Genomic DNA, 21,340 nt, shown 5'->3' on the forward strand with positions numbered 1-21,340 from the left:
ATTATGAGTAAAAGAAAATCTGTTTTAATAAATAAACTAGAAAAAATGGGGAGAGTAAGTTTTTTAAAAACTATCTAGTACTGTCGAAAACACTGAGAAAATCACAAAATTATATAACTATAAATCTCTTTTGGAAATAGACGGTCGTTTAGACCCAAAAAAGTAATTTTGATAATCCTAAACTAATATTGAATACTAAAGTTAATAATAAAAGTTTAAATCAATATTTAATATTTTAGTAAATTAAGAATGAAGAAAATAAGAGAAACGTACCAAAGATGTAGTTCGATAAGTTGAGTAATTCGCATGTATATCACAAGAAAAAAAGAATGTTTGTGGCAACGAACATTATTAAAAAACGGAATTGCTAATCAATTCCGTTTTTTAATATTTCTATTTGTGATTGTTTTTATTTCTATCGTTAGAATTTTTGGAAATAAGGTTTCGTATCATTTTGACAATATAACCGGAAACTAAAATTCTAATCACTCTTTTAACAATATTCTGCATGTTAACTCCCCTTATATTTTGTTTGATATCTTATACCCAGTTTTTGTAGGAGCTAAAAGTAAAATTTGTTTTTTGGAAAATATGAAGAAATATTTTTAGATCTTATTTTTTATCAAAAGTTATGTAGCCGTATTCATCTGCTTTTTTAGTAAAAATAACAATGATAGCGTGAATGATTGCGACAACACTTGGAATGCCAGTCCAGAAAAAGACGAGATGTAGAATACCTTGTCCAACTTGGTCGGCATAAAATTTATGCACGCCCAGACCACCTAAAATCAATGCTACTATAATATAAATTGTTTTGTTAACTTTCATTATGTCTGCCTCCATATGGTTAATTTAGTTTTTAGTCTTATCTTTATTTTTACAGATAATTATTTAGTTTATCAAAGTAAAAGTATTAAAGAAGATGTTATGATATAAAGTGAAGGTTTAAATTTATAGTGATTGTTTAATTTTAAGATGTCAACATCATGTCGTATTTATTTTTATTTAGAAATTGAGTATAAACTTTAGTTATCAATATCTAAAAGGGGAGTCAAATGTGATTAGAAAAGCGAAAACGAGTGATAATCGACAGATTGCAGAGTTATGTTATCTTATTTGGAGAGATATGGAATTAGATATTACCAAGGAAATAACTAAAGATCGTATTATTGAAGCGATAGAATTAAGTATTGTGAATGTAAGATATCGGTCGTTTTATGAGCATATTTGGGTATATGAGAAAGACGGGGTTGTTGCTGGATGTGTAATTGCATATCCTGGGAAAGAGGAAATGGATTATGAACAACAATGGCTTAAGTTACCACTTGAAGAAGATATTCTTCAGTTAGGTACACCATTACCTGAAAAAGAATCATATGATGATGAAATATATATAGAAACAGTAGTAACGTCTCCAAAATATCGAGGACAAGGTATTGCAACACAACTTTTAAAGTATGTCATTTCCACTCATGCACATGAAAAATGGGGATTGAATTGTGATTATGATAATAATAAAGCACGCCATCTATATCACAAATTAGGGTTTAAAGAGGATGAGACAATTCATTTATATGGCCATCAATATTTTCACATGACATTGAATAATAAGTAACATCACATCATAATGAAAGGTGTGGTGTATATAAATGAATACCCATCAATTTTGTTTACAGATTGAATTTTTATAAATGGTTTCAGTGGGTTATAAGTTATAAGCGCATTGTCTAAACATACTCCGAACCCCAACTTGCCTTGTCTGTAGAATTTCTGTTTGAAATTCTCTATGTTGGGGCCCCGAACCCCAACTTGTCTTGTCTGTAGAATTTCTGTTTGAAATTTTGGGTTTAGACAAATGTTGAAATAACTTGATATTAAGTATGTTTTTAAATTAAATTGTTATCTATGTTTGCAATAAAAAAGCCTGGGGCATTGATTAATGTCCCAGACTCATTCGTGTGAAAGTTTAGATTGCACCTAAAAGTGCACTAATATAGATTCCTAATGCATACAATAAACCAAAGAATGTATTCGTTTTACCTGTCGCAGCCATCGCAGGCATCATTGTTTCAGGCGTATCATTTTTATTAAAACGTCTCACCGCTTTAATAGGCATTGGGAATGATAATAAGACTAACAAGTAAAATAATGATCCCGCAGGTTTAAAAAAGGCTGTAATGATGACAATGATATATGCGACGGCATACATTATTGCCATAAAAATAACAGAAGCACGTTTACCTAAAAGTATAGGCAAAGTTTTTCTACCGCTAGCCTTGTCTTTAATACGGTCACGAATATTGTTGCCCATATTGATTAAACCAATTGTGATGACTATTGGAATACTTAACCAAACGGCATATCCTTGAACATTACCGGTTTGTATGAAAAATGAAAGTAGTATGATAATCATACCCATAAATAATCCTGAAAATAGTTCACCAAAAGGTGTCCATGAAATTGGAATAGGGCCACCGGTATATAGATAGCCAATTGCCATACAAACAATGCCTACTGGAATAATCCAGAATGAGCTTTGTATTGCTAAAAAGATACCTAAAAGTGCTGCAATGATGTAAAAAGCAATTGCTAAATTCATTACTTGTTTTGGACTCATACCATTACGTACAATAGCACCACCAATACCCACAGAGGTATGATCATCAAGACCTTTTTTAAAGTCATAGTATTCATTAAACATGTTTGTTGCAGCTTGAATTAACAAACATGCAACTAACATAGCTAAGAAAAGACTAAATTTTAGATGGTCTTCGCTACCGAGTAAATATATTTTAGCTGCTGCAGTACCAACGAGTACAGGGACAACAGCGGCTGTTAAAGTATGAGGTCTCATCAATTGCCAGTACTTCTTAACAGTGGAATATTGTTGATATTGATCTGACATGATATGCACAACCTCTTATTTATATAGTTTTATCATCAACATTTTAAATGAAACACCAGTAAAGGTCAATCAACGTGAAAAATTGCATGTTTTGTTTAAGCATTAATAACAACATAAAAGATTAAAAATGATACAATGTAATAATGAGTAAAATTCGGAGGAGAAAGAAGTGAAAAAAATGGATGTGAATGTAGACGAACAGGCAATCCTCGATAAGTTATATGAAAGTACAAAAGATTGGGTTTCAGTTGAAGTTGAATTAAATAAAACTATGAAACCTAGTGTGTTGTTTCATTTAACTGAAAAAGATGCTGGGGACCGTTTTTACATGCGCTTAAATGATAATTATTCTTCGTATTTTGGATATCATGCTATTCATAGGTTTAAAAACGACTTTGAGAATAAGCAATCCATTTTTAGGGACTGGGAAAAATTAAAAAATAATATTGAACTCATTCATCCACATAATAGATATCATCATCTTAGATTGTGTGGCGGTTTTCAATTTTCGAGTCACAAATCAGATGATGAATGGAGAGAATATGGTTTAAACCATTTTGTTTTACCTAAAGTATTAATTTCTAATGAAGGTACGCGTACTTATCTAACTTATACAACAGAGCGACAAGATTTCGATTTACAAGCATTTAAAACTTTAGTGGCACATTTTGAACAAACAACCATGGATAATCCAGTGGAAACACTTGGAGATGTGACGCGTATGGAAGATATTTATAAGGATGATTGGCGTGAGCTTGTAAAAGAAGCGATTGATACGATTGACGACAATAAAAAAATCGTTCTCGCGCGTCGTCGTTTAGTTAAATTTGATAAAAAAATCAATATTCCATATGTTTTAAATCGGGCTCTTGAAAATGAAAAAAACAGTTATATATTTTTATTAGAAGCTAATCAGTCAATATTCTTTTCTCAAACGCCTGAGCAATTAATCAAAGTTGAAGATGGTGTTTTATCTACAAAAGCAGTAGCAGGTACCATTAAACGTACACATAATGAGCAAATAGATAATAAGAATATAGAGGCATTTCTTAAAGATAAGAAAAATTTAGGAGAACATCGTTTTGTTGTTGAGAGCATCTTAAATGATATTGAGCCTTTTGTACAGGATGTAGAGTACAATGAGACGCCTAATATTTTAAAAAATGATCATATGTATCATTTATATACGGAAATCAAAGCTAATTTAAATGACAAATCATACATTGGTTTAATCGATCGTTTACATCCTACACCTGCGTTAGGTGGCTACCCTAAAGAAGAAGCGCTTGATTTTATTGAGAATAAAGAGTTTGGTACTCGAGGTTTATATGGCGCGCCGGTGGGCTATATTGATGTTTATGATGATTGTGAATTCATTGTTGCTATACGTTCTATGCTAATTAAAGAGCAACAAGCGACTTTATACGCTGGATGCGGCATTGTTAAAAATTCGGATCCTGATAGTGAAGTTGCTGAAACTGCAGTTAAATTCTCACCAATGATGAACGCCTTAGGAGTAGATAATAATGATGAATCATAGTGAAGCTTTAACTGAACAAGTATTTTCATTTGCTTCAGAGCTTTATGCTTATGGTGTAAGAGAAGTAGTAATTAGTCCAGGTTCACGTTCAACACCATTAGCACTTGCTTTCGAAGCACATCCAAGTATTAAAACGTGGATTCACCCTGATGAGCGAAGTGCTGCATTTTTTGCTTTAGGTCTTATTAAAGGTAGCGAAAAACCTGTAGCAATTCTTTGTACATCTGGAACAGCTGCTGCGAACTACACGCCCGCTATAGCTGAAAGTCAAATTAGTCGTTTGCCACTCGTTGTTTTAACGAGCGACAGACCGCATGAACTGCGCAGTGTGGGTGCACCTCAAGCAATTAATCAGGTAAATATGTTTAGTAATTATGTGAACTTTCAATTTGATTTGCCGATTGCTGATGGAAGTGAACATACAATTGATACAATTAATTATCAAATGCAAATTGCAAGTCAATATTTATATGGACCACACCGAGGACCGATTCATTTTAATTTACCATTTAGAGAACCACTAACACCAGATTTAGATCGTGTCGATTTATTAACATCTGTAACTAAAACGTTACCTCATTATCAGAAATCGATTTCGGTAGATGATATAAAAGACATATTACAAGAAAAAAATGGTCTTATCATTGTCGGAGATATGCAACACCAAGCTGTTGATCAAATATTAACGTATTCAACTATATATGATCTGCCAATCTTAGCAGATCCCCTGAGTCAGCTTCGTAAGGAGAAACATCCTAATGTTATAACCACTTATGATTTATTGTATCGAGCTGGTTTAAATTTAGAAGTAGATTATGTCATACGTGTAGGTAAGCCAGTTATTTCTAAAAAATTAAATCAATGGTTGAAGAAAACCGATGCGTATCAAATTATTGTGCAGAATAATGATCAAATTGATGTATTTCCAACACCTCCTCATATATCTTATGAGATTTCAGCAAATGATTTTTTCCGTTCATTAATGGAAGAACCACTTGTTGAACGAAAAAAATGGTTACAACAATGGCAATCACTTGAACAACAAGCACGCATTGAGATAAGTGATTACTTAAAGCATGCGACAGATGAAGCGGCTTATGTGGGGAGTTTAATTCAAAAACTTACAAAAGAAGATACATTATTTGTCGGAAATAGTATGCCAATTAGAGATGTTGATAATTTACTGTTTGATAGTGAGGCATCTGTATACGCTAATCGGGGTGCCAATGGAATTGACGGAGTAGTTTCAACTGCGCTAGGTATGGCGGCACATAAGAATGTGACGTTGCTTATTGGTGATTTATCTTTTTATCATGACATGAACGGTTTATTAATGGCCAAATTAAATGAACTTCATATTAACATTGTATTAGTTAATAACGATGGAGGAGGTATCTTTTCATATTTACCTCAAAAACGATCGGCTACAAAATATTTTGAGCGATTATTTGGAACACCAACAGGCTTAAACTTTGAATATACTGCACTGTTATATGATTTTACATTTAAGCGTTTTGATAATTTGACTGACTTTAAATATGCTGAATTATCCAAAATGGGTTCTCACATGTATGAAGTTATGACCAATAGAGACGAAAATTTACATCAACATCAATATTTATATCAGAAATTGAGTGAGATTGTTAATGTTACATTATAATTTTTATGAATCTAAGAACCAAAGTAAGCAACTATTGGTGATGTTGCATGGTTTCATAAGTGATGCTACTACTTATCATTCACATATAGAACGCCTCATAGAACATACGAACGTGCTAACAATTGACTTACCTGGCCATGGCTTAGATACCTCAAGTATGGATGATGTGTGGGATTTCCCGTTCATTACACGTCAACTTGATGAGGTTTTAATACAATATCAAACATATGATGTGTTTCTTCTAGGTTACTCTATGGGTGGCCGGGTAGCGCTTTATTATGCCATACATGGTAATGAAACGCTATCAGGGTTGCTCTTAGAGAGTACTTCAGCAGGTATTCAAGATGAGACGGATAAAGAGGAACGTGACCAAGTGGATGCTGCACGTGCGAAAGTACTTGAAATTGCTGGTTTAGATATTTTTGTGAATGATTGGGAAAAGTTGCCACTTTTTCGTTCGCAGTATAATCTAGCTCCTGAGATACGCCAAAGTATTCGCAATAATCGCATGAGTCAAGATGCTCATAGATTGGCTAAAGCACTTCGTGATTATGGTACAGGCCATATGCCTAATTTATGGCCACATCTATCATCGATACGCATTCCTACTTTAATTTTAGTAGGAGAAAAAGATAAAAAGTTTGTTCAAATAGGACAACAATTAGAGAATCACTTACAAGATAGTCATAAAGTTCAAATTTCTAATGTCGGACATACAATTCATGTGGAAGATAGCACGGAATTTGATACAATAATATTAGGTTTTTTAAAGGAGGAGCAAAATGACTAGACAGTGGGAAACACTTAGAGAATATGATGAAATTAAATATGAATTTTTCGAAGGGATTGCCAAAGTAACGATTAATCGTCCAGAAGTAAGAAATGCATTTACTCCTAAAACAGTTGCTGAAATGATTGATGCATTTTCACGTGCGCGTGATGACCAAAATGTATCAGTAATTGTATTAACTGGTGAAGGGGACAAAGCATTTTGTTCAGGTGGAGATCAAAAAAAACGTGGACACGGTGGTTACGTAGGTGAAGATGATATCCCTCGTTTAAATGTATTAGATTTACAACGTTTAATTCGTGTGATTCCTAAACCAGTAATTGCAATGGTTAGAGGCTATGCAATTGGTGGAGGGAATGTACTTAATGTTGTTTGTGATTTAACAATCGCAGCAGACAATGCTATTTTTGGGCAAACTGGACCAAAAGTAGGATCATTTGATGCTGGGTACGGTTCTGGCTACCTAGCTCGTATAGTTGGCCATAAAAAAGCAAGAGAAATCTGGTATTTATGCCGTCAATACAATGCACAGGAAGCTTTGGATATGGGCTTAGTGAATACTGTAGTTCCATTAGAACAAGTTGAAGACGAAACAGTTAAATGGTGTAAAGACATCATGCAACACTCACCAACTGCTTTACGTTTCTTAAAAGCAGCAATGAATGCTGATACTGATGGTTTAGCTGGTTTACAACAAATGGCTGGAGATGCGACTTTACTTTACTATACTACTGATGAAGCGAAAGAAGGACGTGATGCGTTTAAAGAAAAACGTAATCCTGATTTTGACCAATTCCCTAAATTCCCATAAGCAATAGTTGAATAATAGACTGGTTTTGAAAATGCATATTATAATTACAATTCCAATCTAGTTAATGAATAGCAATTATTTAAAATCGCCTAAGATACGAATTGTGTCTTAGGCGATTTTATTATTTCATTGGAATTAATAAGTATAAGTAACAATTAGCAACATTGGTAGATATAAGTAATCACCAATGTTAAAAATGAAAATGTACTATTTAAAGTGAATGCTCTCGATTTGCAAGTGTAAATCTCAGATTAGCGCACACACTTGATACATTTAAACCTATTGTATTGTTATGTGGGATTGTTACTCTCATAAATTTCACTTCAGGAATAAATGTTTTCCAGACTATTTATATAGTTTGAGTGGTCATTTGATCTGGATAATGTTGGTGTAAATAATTTTCTAATCGATGCATTCCTTTTTTTAATGTTTCCATATCATAAGCATATGAAATTCGAATATACCCTTTGCCAATATCAGTGAATGAGGAACCAGGAACCATAGCTAAGTGTGCTTTCTCCAATACATCAACACAAAATGCAAAATCATTTTCCGTGAATTTTTTAATGCTAGGGAAGATGTAAAATGCACCTTCAGGTTGAGCAGTTAATTCGAAGCCTAATGATTCTAATTTTTTTTTCAGGTAATTACGACGTTCAATATAATCACGATTCATGTATAGAGGGGCATTTATCCCTTCATTTAAAGCGGTAGTACAAGCAATTTGAGCTGGTACATTTGCACAAATACAATTGTAAGCGTGCATAAAGGTTAATTTTTCAATTAAATATTCAGGACCAAGTAAAAAGCCGATTCGAATACCTGTTGCAGAATGGGACTTACTCAAACCACCTATCAGTAATAATTGATCTCGAATTTCTGGAAATTCAGCAAAAGATGTATGTTGTCCTTTAAACGTATTTTCAGCATAAATCTCATCACTGATAATAAAAATGTGTTTGTTTACAAGTGTGTCTACTATATTTTTGACCTCAGAGCGTTCGAGTATTACGCCTGTTGGGTTGGTAGGGTAATTTAGAAGTATCGCTTTAGTTTTATGCGTTAGATGCGACTCAATCAGTTCAGGTGTTACTTTAAAATCTGATTGTGTAGTATCTATATATACTGGATTTCCACCTAGAGTTTCAACTAATGGGATATAACCAGCGTATATCGGTCCTGGAATAAGGATATCATCGCCAGGCTCAATAATGCTTCTTAACGATGTATCTAATGCTTCACTCGCACCATTAGTAACGATGATTTCTTCCTCACTATAAAAGAAATCGTATTTTCGTTTAAAATATTGGCTAATAGCTTGTCGTGTTTCAAATAAACCTTTGTTATGAGAATAACTTGTTTTATCGTTTTTGATTGCTTTGATATAAGCATTTTTGACCACATCTGGCATAGGAAAATCGGGTTGTCCAATTGTTAAATTAACACAATCGTCAATCGCTTTAATTCTATTAGAAAATTGACGAATACTAGGGGCTCTTAAAAATTTTGAACTTGAATTTAATGATAATTTCATTTGCTAAAACCTCTCTATATAAAAATACCAAAATGTAGTATTTAAATTGTTTAAATAGTCTAATAATTCTTTCAAATTATTACTATCATAACATATTTTAATCTCTACATTTTGGTATTTTTATATAGAGAGGTTTTATGAAATTTTAATTTTTAAATTGAGAAGGCCTTTTTAAATTAATGAACGGATTCGTCCATTTGCAAACCCATTTTGAAGATAATATTAATACAATCACACTCGCACTGATAAATAAATAAAGATAGGTAAAGATAGAAATCTGATCCTTAAATGGATATAGACCAAACCCGCGAATGACTCCTATAACGATACCGTGTAATAAATAAACAAACATTGTGCGCTGTCCTATATAGGTATAAATACGCTTAGTTTGTGGCATTAGATTTAGAAATGCACACATAGTTAAAAGTATAATGACATAGAGTAATAAGCGTTTAAGAGGACTATAAACATCCTCTCCGTTACTTTCTAAAGAAGTATAAGGTGTACTTCCTAATAACCAATCTCCATTAATAGGATGGATTGTATATCCTATAAAGAAGGTAATCAAAATGATAATAGAAATGGGAATCCATTTTTTATTTCTTAGTTTTTCGGTATGTGATTGTGTAACCAAATGTCCTATAAAGAAGATAGGGAAGAACACAATGGTTCTTGATATACTCATATAACTGTCGATATTGCCAGAGAAACCAGCTAATACAGAAACAAGTACGGATATGAATAGTACAATATACGGATTATACCTTCTCACTATAACTAAAACAACGTGAAAGAAAAAAAGAGTGAGTAAAAACCATAATGCAAAAACTGGATTAAATGGATCTAATTGAATTGCATCTTCTTTACCAGTGAAATAGTAATAAAGTGAGAAAAACGCAAAAAATATTACATAAGGAAGAAGTAATTTTTTTGCAATTTTTTCTAAATAGTTAGGTTTATCTAAATTCTTAGCAAAGTAGCCTGAGATAAATAGAAAAGTAGGCATATGAAAGCTATATATTAATAAATATAAAGCTTGTAAAAATTTATCTTCAGATGTATAAGGCTGTAATAAATGTCCTAATACGACTAGAAATATCAATATTGCTCGAGCATTATCGAAAAAATAATCCCTATCTTTGATGGCTGTCATAAACGCTCTCCTTTTTTACAATTTAGACATACTCTAATGTAGTATAAAAATAGGTAATGATGCAACGAATTTGTACAATGTGTATATTTGTATTGTATAATTTATAAATAAGGCATATAATATTATTAACTTAATATAGTGGAGTAGAACAACATGTATAAACAACTTGAAAAACTTATCACACTGACAAATAATGATTTGAATTTAGTTAATAGACGCTTTGGTCAACGAACTGACATTACTTCTGAACAATTAGAGTTACTACGTATTTTATATAATTATGATCGTTTATCTCAATACGATTTAACTATGAAGATTAGTAGGGAACAATCAATTGTATCAAGATGGATTAAAAAGTTAGTCCAAAAAGGTTATATCATGAGTCAACAATCTCATGAAGATTTACGATGTAAAGAACTAATATTAACTGAAGAAGCAAGGGCTTTAATTCAGCAAATTAACACGGCGAGATGCGAGTTAATTGAAGCGAGATGTCAATGTTTATCTTCAGACGAAATTGCAAGTTTAAATCAATTATTAAACAAACTTAATAGTAGACATATTTTCATCTGATATATACCAGTTTTTAATTATGATGTTAAGTGTAAAATACATTCAATTATATATAAACATATAAAGCTAAGCAACTGAATTGTAATATTAAATTACATATAAGTGTGCTTAGCTTTTTTTATTTGAAAAAGTTTAATATTTAGCATCTGTCATATTCGAAGTAGTGACATGATAAATAATCATCAAAAAAATAGGCAACTCTACTTTCATTAACTATGAGAGCTGCCTTACTTCATATTTATTTGTATGTTGGAATTTCGAAGTACTTACCGACTTCACCAATTTTATCATAAAATTGTTTTAATACTTGTGCGTTGACATTTGCCCAATTAATATCAGTTGCATATTGATGCGTACCGGGGCTTGCAGGATTCCAACGCATTTTATATAGCGTATTTTGTCCTGCTTTCACGTATGAATTTCCAATGAATTTAGCGCCACCAATGATTGCTTTAGAGACAGAAGTCCATCCAGCATTTTTAGCGTATTTAATACCATCTACAAGTGCATTATTGTCGAATGCACCAATTCCAAAGACATTATGGTATTTGTGATCTGTTTTAGTTGTGAATTTACCTTTTGAAACATCTCCGCCTTTAGCAAGTTGTGAAGTTCCATTACCTGTTTCTACTAAAGCATGTGAGATAAGATAAATTTCATTTAGACCATACTTACGTGCTGCTTGGCTAAATGCAGCACCTTGGTTTTCAAGTACACCTTTGCCTTTTAATAATTTATTGAGAGCTTGTGCTGACAAGTATTGTGGTTGATCTAAACGTAAGAATTGATATTTTAAGGATGAATCATTAGCTAAACGCTTTGTATCCATAGCATTTTTAATTTGACTATAATTGGCATTTGACCATTTCCAAGCCTCATTTTGTACTTGTGGTTTATATTTAAGACGAGATTGGATATTTATCGCGTTATTTAAAGTCATTCCAGTATATGCATATTTAATTTTTTCTTTAACTAAGTCAGTTGATTTTATCCAAACATATTTACCGTCTAAAAGTTGTCCATAGTACCATTTTACGCCATTAATATTTTTTTGCTTAATGACTGTGAAAGTTTGTTCATAATATGGTTTTAAAGAATATCGGTTTGCTTTTGTTGGATCCATATAGAAATAACTTTTACTATTATTGATAACAAAAGTATAGTTATATGGTGTTGCCTGAGCGTCAGTACTGTTTTGGATTAAATCCTTAGCAGCAATCCATCCTGTTCTGTTATTGACTGTTCCGTAAAGATATAAATCTTTGCCAACGTAAACAGCTTTGGAAGCATTAAATGCTTGATTGGCTAGCGTATTAGGTGCTAGTAATTGTTGGTTTTTAGTACCCCAAGCAATAGAATATAGACCATTATTTGTAGGTTTTACTGAATATTTACCTATAGACTGAGTTTGTTTTCCAATATTTTGAGTTGTCACATCATTAATGTTTACCCATCCTAATGGCGTATTACTTGTTCCATCTTGCAGTAGTACATACGTGTTATTACCTTCAGTACGTTGTTTATTGATAAGGAATGTACGGTTTGCGTATTTCGTACCACTTTTGGCTGTTTTATCATATACGGATGCTCTTATTCCAGAATTATTAGCTTTCACTTGAGCAATTTGATTTACAGTTTGTGTAGATGATTGTACTTGTTTAGGTGCTGGTGTTGATTGAGTAGACAAAGTTTGAACTTTTGATGGTGTAGTTAAATAGTATTTACTAATCCAACCAGATTTACCGTTCACTGTACCATAAAGATATGTTGCTTTATCAATTTGTTGTTGTTTAGTTGCTTTAAAAGTTTGATCGCCCTTACCTGAAACTGTTCCAGCCACTTGATTATATGTGCCCCAAGGTACTGTGTGGAATTTAACACCAGGTTTGACGTTGTATGTTTGATTGATTTTTACAGGTGATTTAGCTGTATTGTAAATGACCTCATCTTGTTTTACCCAACCATAATTTGTACCAGTATTATAATCACCAACTAGATAGAATTTTTTATCACCAAGTGTGGCAGCTTTTGTCACTGACAATGTACGTTGGATTTGATCTGTTGTCTTTCCTTTAGTGTCATAAACTGTAGTGTATAAGCCACTATTTTTTGCATTGATTTGAGCAACACCACTATTGTTAGTCACTGTTAATTGGTTATTTGTTGAAGGTTTAGTTGGATTGCTAGGTTTAGATGCTGAAGTTAAGTAGTATTTACTAATCCAACCAGATTTACCATTCACTGTACCATAAAGATACGTCGCTTTATCAATTTGTTGCTGTTTAGTTGCTTTAAAAGTTTGATTTCCAGTACCAGATACTTTGCTAGCAACTTGTTTTGGTGTACCCCAAGGAACTGTGTAAAGTGTTGACCCTGCTTTAACATTATATGTTTGATTCACTTTTACTGGTGCCTTAGCAGTGTTATAAACAACATCACCTTGTTTAACCCAACCGTATTTTTTACCGCTATTGTAGTCTTCAACTAAATAGAATTTGTTATTTCCTAATGTTGCAGTTTTAGTAACGGATAGAGTTTTTTGTACTTGATCAGTCTTATGACCTTTACTGTCATAAACAGTTGTATATAAGCCATTATTTGTTGGTTTAATTTGAGCAACACCACGATTAGCAGATACAGTTAACTTATTATTAGTTCCTCCTGATGGTTTAGAAGGTTGTGACGGTTTTGTAGATGTTGTTCCCCAAGGTGCTACTTGACCCGTTTTAATTAAATATTTTTCATAAATTAAGTCATATAATTCTGCATAGCTATAATTGTGGCTTCTTAAATATTGGTGAGGGTCAGCGTGGTCAGTACCTCCTAAGAAGTTTGAGATAGCAGCATGTGTCCAAACTGTTCCTCTTCCATCGTTTTCAGCGCTATCAGGTTTTAAATTATAATATTGCAATTGTGTTGCAGCATAATCAGCGTAGTTGTTCATTGAACGTGCAAATGAATCATAATCATGTGTATGGACGATTTCAACATTGATAAAACGTTGATTTCCGTAAGGACCTGCACCCCAAGATAAATAGTCTGTCGGAGCTGTTTCTATAATTCTATTGCCATCAACAAATGCGTGTACGAATGCACTGTTGTAATTACGTTTCATGAAGGCAATCTCGCCATCGATTGTTGAGTTATCATTTGCAGTATCATGAACAACGATACCTTCAGGACGTCCTACGCCGTTTCTATAGCCATATTTAGGGAAATATGACGTATAATCTTCTTCAATTCTTGGTGCTTTCATATTCTTTTTACGAATATAGTTATTTATTGAAGAATTAACCTTTGGTGTGTATTTCGGTAATGATGATGTTTTTTGACTAGATACAGAATAAACTGTTCTCGGTTGAGCAGTTGCACTAAATGGGGTGAATTGCTTTGTATCTACAGTCGCTTGATTAGATGCCGTTTCTTTTGTTGCAGTATTAGTTGTTACACGTTGAGCTGGCTCTTTATATTTATATGAAGTAGTTTGTTTAGATGTAGCATTCACATTGTTTAATGAGATAGGCTCTAAATTGTCTGTTGAGCTATCATCGTCTTCATCATCGTAATCAAAATTATAACCAGATGCGTTTGTATTTGATACTTTAGGTGTAACAGTTTCATTTTGTTCAGAAGTTACTTGCTGACTTTTTTGTTGGCTTTCATTATCATAAGAAGAAGTTTGAGTTTCAATTGCTTGATTTTCGGAAGGTTGACTTGCTGTCATCTTCTTGTCTTGTTGTTCAGTACCCGCGTTAGCTCCTAAATCTTTCTCATTTTCATCTGCTACAGATTGTGTCTCCTGTAATTGATTTGTATCAGTGGATGTTTTATCTTCTTTTATCAAATGATTTGTTTCTTCTTGTTGATTTTTTGTAGAAGAATTCGTTTGATTTTGATTCTCATCATTTATTGATGAAGATTGTTGCTTTTGATTTGATGAAACTTCATTATAAGTGCTCATTTCATCTAATGATGCATCATATGTAGTACTTTGTGTATCTTGTTCAGGTTGAACTTGGGTAGGGTCTTGATATGTTTGTGTACCAGATACATTTGTAGTTGATTGTGTAACTTCGCTTTTAGCTTTTTCTGCTTGTTTGAGGGCAGTTTGATCATCTAATACATTTTTATGATTAGACTGATCCTGTGGTTGTTCAGCAGCATTTGCTTGATGTGCAGTAAAAGCTGTGCCAAATAACGTTAAAGCAACCATAGACGGTAATTTGTAATTGAATTTCTTCGCCATTTATTTCTTACTCCTCGCATTAATATGATTTGTTTCAATTATAATCTTTAAGGCTTAACACTGTATGGCTTTTAACATATTTGTAATGTAATTTTAACCTGTGCCTCAAACAGAAATATTGTTTTTTATGCTGTGAACATTGTCAAATCACTATTTACGTTTATTATAAGCTTGTAAGCTACATAAAGATTATTACAATTTTTAAAATTGCTAAGTTTGTATATAGAATGTAAATCGATTTATAAAAACTTATTCATACTAATATGTTTTATATTTTCTTCTAAGAATACTTTGCCAAAAGGTGAGTAACCTAGTTTTAAGTAAAAGTCTCGAGCTTGTAATTGAGCATTCATAGTGAGTTTATTATATTGGTGTTTTTTTGCAATTGTTTCAATAGCATGTATTAATTTTTTACCGTAGCCAAGACCGCGATACCACTTGATGATTGCTACGCGTTCAATTTTGCAAACATGAGTATTCAAAGATCTAATTCTAGCAGTTGCCATAGGAACTCCATTTATATATCCCACTATATGGAATGAGTAATCTTCATATTGATCAAATTCATTTTCGAGTGGTACGCCTTGTTCTTTGACGAAAACACATTTTCTTATTTCAAAGCAATCCTCTAGCATCCTTTCGTTTTTTGCTATTTGAAACACAGTATCACCTCCATTTTCACTGGTTTTCCCTTTAAAAATTATTTTAACCATATTGAAAATGAAATAAAGCAGGTTCATTATAAATTCATAATTAGTTCATCACAAAAAAAGAATGAGTCCGGTCATGTCGTGAAATATCATTTGCGGGAATAAGTACTGAAGTTTCCTTTGTAAATTAAGTTGAGTCATATTATAGTCTTTATACATTAGGTATCTCGTTAATTTTGTTTAGTGGTATTTATCAAATTATACGAAAGAGCCTTATTTTTTAAGTATTTCAATGTTAAATTACATGGTAAAGGCAAAATATTTTGGCGAGACTCATAAGGGAACAAGACAAGTTGAAGACTACAGACTGAAGCTGTCCCCTAAGAAAGAGAGCCAACAATACGAAGTATTATAAATAAAGAGCCAGCAAATGAATTTAAAAAAACTCATTTACTGGCTCTTTTGTTAGGAATTATGTCCTAACCTCACTCTGATAATTAGAAAAATATATAATTTATAAACCAAAGAATTAAAAAACGATAAGTTTATTACTAATTGATAGTATTATAAAGCCTCTTTTCTAACGATAGCGCAGTATTGCCAAAAAATACGTAATTGGGCAATATTCCAATTGTTCATGCCCATAGTAAAACCTGAAGGCTTAAATATATTTACATCAGTCACTTCCAAAGCGGCTGCAATAAGATATTGAAGGGGGACACTGATACTCTTCATGGTATCAGTGAGCCCATTTTCATCATAAACCCAGGTAAAAGGTAAATCAGACTCAAACACATCAACCTTATTAAATATTTCAGGTAAAGCAAGAATGTAGCATGCGCCATCTACAACGGGATTATCTAAACTATCCTTGTAGTAGATCAAAAGCGCTTCATAATTTTCTCTGTGTTCATGGTTTACATAGAAAAATTCATTCCTAAATAATGCCATATCTTTACTATGAATGATTTGTTGTTCAAGTACGTTGAACATACCATTTATACTAGCAATTTTTTCATATGTTTTACGACTCATATTTGCGCTCCTTTTAAGTATATTTACCACATAAGTTTATATAGCTTTTATTGTGCGTAAGGATAATTGTCATTATTTATCATACCATTTTCACCATTGTTCTGATTGTTGTATTGTTGATTTGGATACTGCTCGTTCCCGTTTAAAGTATTTTGGTCTGTTTGTTCGTTAGTTTGATCTTCTTCATCATTATTTTGTGATGATGAAGAAGACTCTTTCTGACTATCAGTCGATTCCTTTTGGTTCTTACGTAATAAGTCTTCATCTAATTCTGTTAGGGGTACGAGTGAACCATATCGTTTAATGACTCTTTGATCTAAGAAATCGTTTTTGTTTGTTATTTTAGATAAACCTAAATCATTACGTAAAAGATTTGAATATTCCATAATACTTTTTACGCTTGGGTGGTAATAGTATATATCATTTAAGTAGTCATCCTTACCTTTAAGTTGTGATGTTTTAATTTCAGTGTTACCACCAAGATACATTTTTGCTAGAGACTTAATTTCTTTCTGAGTTAAATTATGTTTAGCATTTTTCCCTACAATACTAATAACATTGTCAAGTTTATCTATAGAATTTAAATTTTGAGCTTTTTGGAACAATATTTTAATAAGTTCCATTTGTCTTTGACCACGTTTAAGGTCTGAATCATGATGTCGAGTTCGAGCTACAGCTAATGCTTGGTCGCCGTTTAGCTTTTGGTATCCTTTTTTGATTTTAATTCTACCAGTATCATCACTGTTAGGTTCATTTAGATTATACGGTACGTCATAATATATACCACCTAATTCATCAACTGCTTCAACAAAGGCTTTCATATTAATACGCACATAATAATCTACCGGTACATTCATTGTTGCTTCAACTGAATCCATAGCAGCAAGAGGTCCACCATATGCATGCGCATGTGTTATTTTATCGTAATAGCCAACTTTAGGTATATAACTGATTGTATCTCTAGGTATGCTTAGCATTCTTATTTGATGATTTTTCTGATTAAAAGTAGATAATATCATAGCATCTGACCTAGAATGTTCTACACTTTGCCCGTTTTTTTCTCTACCTTCATTATCGTCTATACCTAAGAATAAAATTGATATAGGTTGTTTTTCAGGATCAACTTTTGTATCTCTTAAAGTAGACTTTCGTTGAGAATCTTTAGTGTTTTGAGATGACTCAAATGCAGATTCTGAACTTTGATATAATTGAGTAGCAAAAATAATTGGAACAACGAGGAGACCAAAAGATAATAATATTAAAAAATATTTTAAAAATTTGTTCATTGTTAGTACTCCTAGTTAAATTTTAAATATTTCACAAATGATTGATACATAAAAAGTTATGATTTATTAAGTACACTATAGCCTTAAATTGTATTACTTTATTAATCAAATTACAACTCTCATCAACATTTTATTATTACAAAATATTATTGATGAATGATTATAACATTGAGTTAAACAACTTATTGCTTAACTTAATTTTCATATAGTACCAAAGTACTATAGATTTATTTTTAAATAAGTGTATTATCTAATTAAAGTGATTTGTTTATGGCTTTAAGTTATAATAAACTTTAGCTTAATAGCTATAAACATTGTTATAACAAAGCGCAGACGGATTAGTTGTTCATAAAATATATATGTAAGTAATATTCTTTAATTACGAATCTTAAATCTGATAATCAAAAAAGTATTTATTAATTAACATAGTAGTTAGATATATTATAACGTTCTTGAACAAGTATGTGTATTCATTGACGTTATGAATATCATAATATTAGTTGCATTGAAATTATTAAAAGTAACTGGATATGTCAAAGATAACCAGAGTATTATGAATTTACAGTTAAAATATTTAAAACTTTCTAATCGGTTAAGTGTAGTCGTGTGATTAAATAAAAAAGTCATTACCATTTTAGCTAGCAAAATATATAAGCATTTATTTTAGATATCTCATCAGGTAATTATTTATTCAAGTATTTTGGGGTTTAACCTTAAAAATGATAACGAATAATATATTGACATATGATGTGAATAGTCAAAAAATTTTAAGACATTAAAGTGTGAGGCAAACAATAAAGATGAAATTAAATAAATTTAAAATCGTATTTTTTATTATCGTATTATTAACTTTAGTCGTGTCAATAGGTATATTAGGTGTTGAATGGACAAGACACCTAGAATTAAAAAAACAAACGTTAAGTCAAGAAAGTGGAAATACGAATTATATTGAAAAGAGAGATAAGACTGTTGAGAAGCCTAAAAAACTAAAAACTAAATATGATAAAAAAGATCCCATTTCTAAATCGATAAACAAATATTTAGAAAAAACTCAATTTAATGGAACTGTAGCTGTATTTGATAATGGAAAAGTGAAAATGAATAAAGGATACGGTTATCAAGATATAGAGAAAGGTAAAAAGAACACTGCAAATACAATGTATTTAATAGGATCAGCGCAAAAATTTACAACAGGTTTAATGCTAAAACAACTTGAAGTCGAAAATAAAGTGAATTTGCAAGATTCAGTCACTAAATATATTCCTTGGTTTAAAACAAATAAAGAAATTACAATTAAAGATTTAATGTTACATAAAAGTGGACTATATAAATATGAAGCTTCAACTAATATCAAAAATTTAGAACAAGCTGTTAGAGCAATTCAAGCTCGAGGTATTGATGATACAGTTTATCATAAGCATCAGTATAATGATGCTAATTATTTAGTTTTAGCTAAAGTTATTGAAAATGTTACTGGAAAACCATATGTTAAAAATTATTATGAACGATTAGGTAATAAATATAATCTCAAACATACTGCTTTTTATGACGAAAAACCTCTTCAAAGTGAGATGGCAAAAGGTTATAAGTTTAAAAATAATACTTTTTCATTCCTTAAACCTAATATATTAGATCAATATTATGGAGCTGGTAATTTATATATGACGCCACATGATATGGGCAAATTAATTTATACATTGCAACAAAATAAAATCTTTAATGCGCGTCAAACTCGACCTATTTTACATGAATTTGGGACTCAAGAATATCCAGAAGAATATAGATATGGTTTTTACATAACTCCGTATTTAAATAGAGTCAACGGGGTATTCTTTGGTCAAATATTTACTGTTTACTTTAATGATCGTTATATTGTCATTTTAGGGACGAATGTAAGTAATACACCTGGATTAGTAAGTAATGAAAACAAAATGAGACATATTTTCTATAATATTCTTGACCAGAAAAAGCCTTATAATACAGCAGGTGTTAAAGTTGAGTAATTGTAATTTTGTTAATAATGGATTAGACTCGTTATTTTTTATTTACAAGGTTAGTCTTCAATAAATTATATATAACGAATGCCCGGGACTTCAATGTGAAGTGTAACCGGGCATTTGTTATATGATTAATAAAATAACATTCAAATTGCAATTTAATTATTTACAATAAGAAAAGGCGTTTAAGAATAAATCCTCATACTGTCTTTCAACAGGACTTAAAACAACTGTACAATTGGGATACTCCGTATTAAAATCTACCACTGTGGCTCCTCTTGTAAAGTTGCCACTTAATTCTATTTGAGTATACGCCTCCTTGACATTAAAGGCTTCTGGATCCAACAAATATAATATAGTGAATACATCGTATAATTTGAATCCTATATCAAAATCTTCACTCTTATAGTGCTGAAATAAATTATATAACATGCTTGAAGTTGCATTTGTATCTTTGAAGTCTTTTACAAAATGGTGAGTAAACAATGCTTCACGAGCCAAATCAAGACCAATCATAGTCAAAGGTAATCCAGAGTTAAATACAATTTGAGCAGCTTCTGGATCACAATATATATTAAATTCAGCTAAAGGCGTTACATTGCCTCTACCGGTACTACCACCCATTAAAACAATTTCCTTAATAAATGGTTGAACTTCAGGATAACTAGTTAATAGAATAGCAATATTTGTAAGTGGACCTATGGCAATCAAGGTTAAAGGTTCTTGAGTATTTACTAATAGATTTTTCATTGCTTCAACTGCATGAATCGATGTTAAATCATCTTGATTTATTTGTGGAAAATTGTAACCATCCATACCAGACTCACCATGAATTGATGTAGCTCCAAAAATGTCATTAATCAATGGTTGGGATGCGCCTCTATGTACAGGAACAGAACTATTAAAAAACTTTTTAAGCTTTAGTGCATTTGCTGTCGTTTTCTCAATACCTACATTACCATTCACAGTTGATATCATTTTAACGTCAAATTGAGGGTGTGACAGTGCGATACTAATTGCTGTAGCATCATCTATACCAGGATCTGTATCAATTATAATGGGAATAGACATATCATCATCTCCGTATATCGTAATAATTAAAGCATAACATGGTATGGGATTGTTACGATATAAAAAGAGCCTGAGACTTTTAAGTCTCA

General features: G+C 31.7%; 17 protein-coding genes. 7 read left to right on the top strand and 10 right to left on the bottom strand.

What is annotated here, in order from left to right; all coding sequences use genetic code 11:
* Positions 1-393: 393 nt before the first annotated feature.
* Positions 394-510 carry an SAR1012 family small protein gene (locus tag ACVBFA_RS08580; protein ID WP_002486587.1) on the bottom strand — a complete coding sequence of 39 codons (117 nt, stop codon included), beginning with the start codon at positions 508-510 and terminating at the stop codon, positions 394-396.
* A 102-nt stretch (positions 511-612) separates the two neighbouring features.
* Positions 613-828 carry a TM2 domain-containing protein gene (locus ACVBFA_RS08585; protein WP_001831694.1) on the bottom strand — a complete coding sequence of 72 codons (216 nt, stop codon included), beginning with the start codon at positions 826-828 and terminating at the stop codon, positions 613-615.
* Between the two features lie 229 nt (positions 829-1,057).
* On the opposite strand from ACVBFA_RS08585, the gene ACVBFA_RS08590 reads away from it, so the two are divergent.
* Positions 1,058-1,615 (top strand): GNAT family N-acetyltransferase, encoded by a 558-nt coding sequence (locus ACVBFA_RS08590; RefSeq protein WP_002486584.1) that lies wholly within the window; start codon positions 1,058-1,060, stop codon positions 1,613-1,615.
* A 351-nt stretch (positions 1,616-1,966) separates the two neighbouring features.
* On the opposite strand, the gene ACVBFA_RS08595 is transcribed toward ACVBFA_RS08590, so the two are convergent.
* Positions 1,967-2,905, bottom strand: a complete 939-nt coding sequence (locus tag ACVBFA_RS08595; RefSeq protein WP_002486594.1) for a 1,4-dihydroxy-2-naphthoate polyprenyltransferase — start codon at positions 2,903-2,905, stop codon at positions 1,967-1,969.
* Between the two features lie 178 nt (positions 2,906-3,083).
* Here ACVBFA_RS08595 and ACVBFA_RS08600 point away from each other — a divergent pair, with 178 nt between their 5' ends.
* Genes ACVBFA_RS08600 through menB form a run of 4 tightly spaced genes read left to right on the top strand, consistent with a single transcriptional unit; the run spans position 3,084 to position 7,706 of the window.
* On the top strand, positions 3,084-4,445 hold the full coding sequence (locus ACVBFA_RS08600; RefSeq protein ID WP_237638953.1) for an isochorismate synthase: 1,362 nt from the start codon (positions 3,084-3,086) through the stop codon (positions 4,443-4,445).
* Positions 4,432-6,105 carry a 2-succinyl-5-enolpyruvyl-6-hydroxy-3-cyclohexene-1-carboxylic-acid synthase gene (menD, locus tag ACVBFA_RS08605; RefSeq protein ID WP_126122421.1) on the top strand — a complete coding sequence of 558 codons (1,674 nt, stop codon included), beginning with the start codon at positions 4,432-4,434 and terminating at the stop codon, positions 6,103-6,105. The genes ACVBFA_RS08600 and menD overlap by 14 nt, the downstream gene beginning before the upstream one ends.
* Positions 6,092-6,895: a 2-succinyl-6-hydroxy-2,4-cyclohexadiene-1-carboxylate synthase gene (gene menH, locus ACVBFA_RS08610; protein WP_126122422.1), complete on the top strand. Its 804-nt coding sequence runs from the start codon at positions 6,092-6,094 to the stop codon at positions 6,893-6,895. The genes menD and menH overlap by 14 nt, the downstream gene beginning before the upstream one ends.
* On the top strand, positions 6,888-7,706 hold the full coding sequence (gene menB / locus ACVBFA_RS08615) for a 1,4-dihydroxy-2-naphthoyl-CoA synthase (protein WP_001831706.1): 819 nt from the start codon (positions 6,888-6,890) through the stop codon (positions 7,704-7,706). The genes menH and menB overlap by 8 nt, the downstream gene beginning before the upstream one ends.
* 349 nt (positions 7,707-8,055) lie before the next feature.
* Here menB and ACVBFA_RS08620 read toward each other — a convergent pair whose 3' ends face one another.
* Together ACVBFA_RS08620 and ACVBFA_RS08625 are read right to left on the bottom strand one after the other, a co-directional pair.
* Positions 8,056-9,240 carry an aminotransferase class I/II-fold pyridoxal phosphate-dependent enzyme gene (locus ACVBFA_RS08620; RefSeq protein WP_203422303.1) on the bottom strand — a complete coding sequence of 395 codons (1,185 nt, stop codon included), beginning with the start codon at positions 9,238-9,240 and terminating at the stop codon, positions 8,056-8,058.
* Positions 9,241-9,385: 145 nt separating this feature from the next.
* On the bottom strand, positions 9,386-10,393 hold the full coding sequence (locus tag ACVBFA_RS08625; protein ID WP_002446136.1) for an acyltransferase family protein: 1,008 nt from the start codon (positions 10,391-10,393) through the stop codon (positions 9,386-9,388).
* Positions 10,394-10,546: 153 nt separating this feature from the next.
* On the opposite strand from ACVBFA_RS08625, the gene ACVBFA_RS08630 reads away from it, so the two are divergent.
* Positions 10,547-10,966 (top strand): MarR family transcriptional regulator, encoded by a 420-nt coding sequence (locus ACVBFA_RS08630; RefSeq protein WP_001831691.1) that lies wholly within the window; start codon positions 10,547-10,549, stop codon positions 10,964-10,966.
* 238 nt (positions 10,967-11,204) lie between these two features.
* Here ACVBFA_RS08630 and ACVBFA_RS08635 read toward each other — a convergent pair whose 3' ends face one another.
* From ACVBFA_RS08635 to ACVBFA_RS08650, 4 genes are all read right to left on the bottom strand, one after another.
* Positions 11,205-15,212, bottom strand: a complete 4,008-nt coding sequence (locus ACVBFA_RS08635; protein ID WP_126122677.1) for an N-acetylmuramoyl-L-alanine amidase — start codon at positions 15,210-15,212, stop codon at positions 11,205-11,207.
* Positions 15,213-15,451: 239 nt separating this feature from the next.
* On the bottom strand, positions 15,452-15,874 hold the full coding sequence (locus ACVBFA_RS08640; protein WP_002486578.1) for a GNAT family N-acetyltransferase: 423 nt from the start codon (positions 15,872-15,874) through the stop codon (positions 15,452-15,454).
* A gap of 552 nt (positions 15,875-16,426) precedes the next feature.
* The gene (locus ACVBFA_RS08645; protein ID WP_002458054.1) at positions 16,427-16,897 is read right to left on the bottom strand and encodes a DUF2538 family protein; all 471 of its coding nucleotides are present in this window, start codon (positions 16,895-16,897) and stop codon (positions 16,427-16,429) included.
* Between the two features lie 47 nt (positions 16,898-16,944).
* On the bottom strand, positions 16,945-18,183 hold the full coding sequence (locus ACVBFA_RS08650; protein WP_002499354.1) for an LCP family protein: 1,239 nt from the start codon (positions 18,181-18,183) through the stop codon (positions 16,945-16,947).
* An 800-nt stretch (positions 18,184-18,983) separates the two neighbouring features.
* Between ACVBFA_RS08650 and ACVBFA_RS08655 the strand changes: the two genes are divergently transcribed.
* Complete coding sequence (locus ACVBFA_RS08655) at positions 18,984-20,186, top strand: serine hydrolase domain-containing protein (protein ID WP_002486583.1); 1,203 nt, start codon at positions 18,984-18,986, stop codon at positions 20,184-20,186.
* A gap of 156 nt (positions 20,187-20,342) precedes the next feature.
* On the opposite strand, the gene rihC is transcribed toward ACVBFA_RS08655, so the two are convergent.
* Positions 20,343-21,251 (bottom strand): ribonucleoside hydrolase RihC, encoded by a 909-nt coding sequence (gene rihC, locus ACVBFA_RS08660; protein ID WP_447158811.1) that lies wholly within the window; start codon positions 21,249-21,251, stop codon positions 20,343-20,345.
* Positions 21,252-21,340 lie beyond the last annotated feature (89 nt).

The sequence above is a fragment of the Staphylococcus sp. MSU001 genome (genome assembly GCF_052976705.1).

Bases quoted from the DNA above. Each gene is read 5' to 3' on its own strand.
- ACVBFA_RS08645 (WP_002458054.1), bottom strand. From the start codon at position 16,897: ATGAGTCGTAAAACATATGAAAAAATTGCTAGTATAAATGGTATGTTC.
- menH (WP_126122422.1), top strand. From the start codon at position 6,092: ATGTTACATTATAATTTTTATGAATCTAAGAACCAAAGTAAGCAACTA.
- ACVBFA_RS08625 (WP_002446136.1), bottom strand. From the start codon at position 10,393: ATGACAGCCATCAAAGATAGGGATTATTTTTTCGATAATGCTCGAGCA.
- ACVBFA_RS08650 (WP_002499354.1), bottom strand. From the start codon at position 18,183: ATGAACAAATTTTTAAAATATTTTTTAATATTATTATCTTTTGGTCTC.
- ACVBFA_RS08585 (WP_001831694.1), bottom strand. From the start codon at position 828: ATGAAAGTTAACAAAACAATTTATATTATAGTAGCATTGATTTTAGGT.
- ACVBFA_RS08600 (WP_237638953.1), top strand. From the start codon at position 3,084: ATGGATGTGAATGTAGACGAACAGGCAATCCTCGATAAGTTATATGAA.
- menB (WP_001831706.1), top strand. From the start codon at position 6,888: ATGACTAGACAGTGGGAAACACTTAGAGAATATGATGAAATTAAATAT.
- ACVBFA_RS08620 (WP_203422303.1), bottom strand. From the start codon at position 9,240: ATGAAATTATCATTAAATTCAAGTTCAAAATTTTTAAGAGCCCCTAGT.
- menD (WP_126122421.1), top strand. From the start codon at position 4,432: ATGATGAATCATAGTGAAGCTTTAACTGAACAAGTATTTTCATTTGCT.
- ACVBFA_RS08655 (WP_002486583.1), top strand. From the start codon at position 18,984: ATGAAATTAAATAAATTTAAAATCGTATTTTTTATTATCGTATTATTA.
- rihC (WP_447158811.1), bottom strand. From the start codon at position 21,251: ATGTCTATTCCCATTATAATTGATACAGATCCTGGTATAGATGATGCT.
- ACVBFA_RS08635 (WP_126122677.1), bottom strand. From the start codon at position 15,212: ATGGCGAAGAAATTCAATTACAAATTACCGTCTATGGTTGCTTTAACG.
- ACVBFA_RS08595 (WP_002486594.1), bottom strand. From the start codon at position 2,905: ATGTCAGATCAATATCAACAATATTCCACTGTTAAGAAGTACTGGCAA.
- ACVBFA_RS08580 (WP_002486587.1), bottom strand. From the start codon at position 510: ATGCAGAATATTGTTAAAAGAGTGATTAGAATTTTAGTTTCCGGTTAT.
- ACVBFA_RS08630 (WP_001831691.1), top strand. From the start codon at position 10,547: ATGTATAAACAACTTGAAAAACTTATCACACTGACAAATAATGATTTG.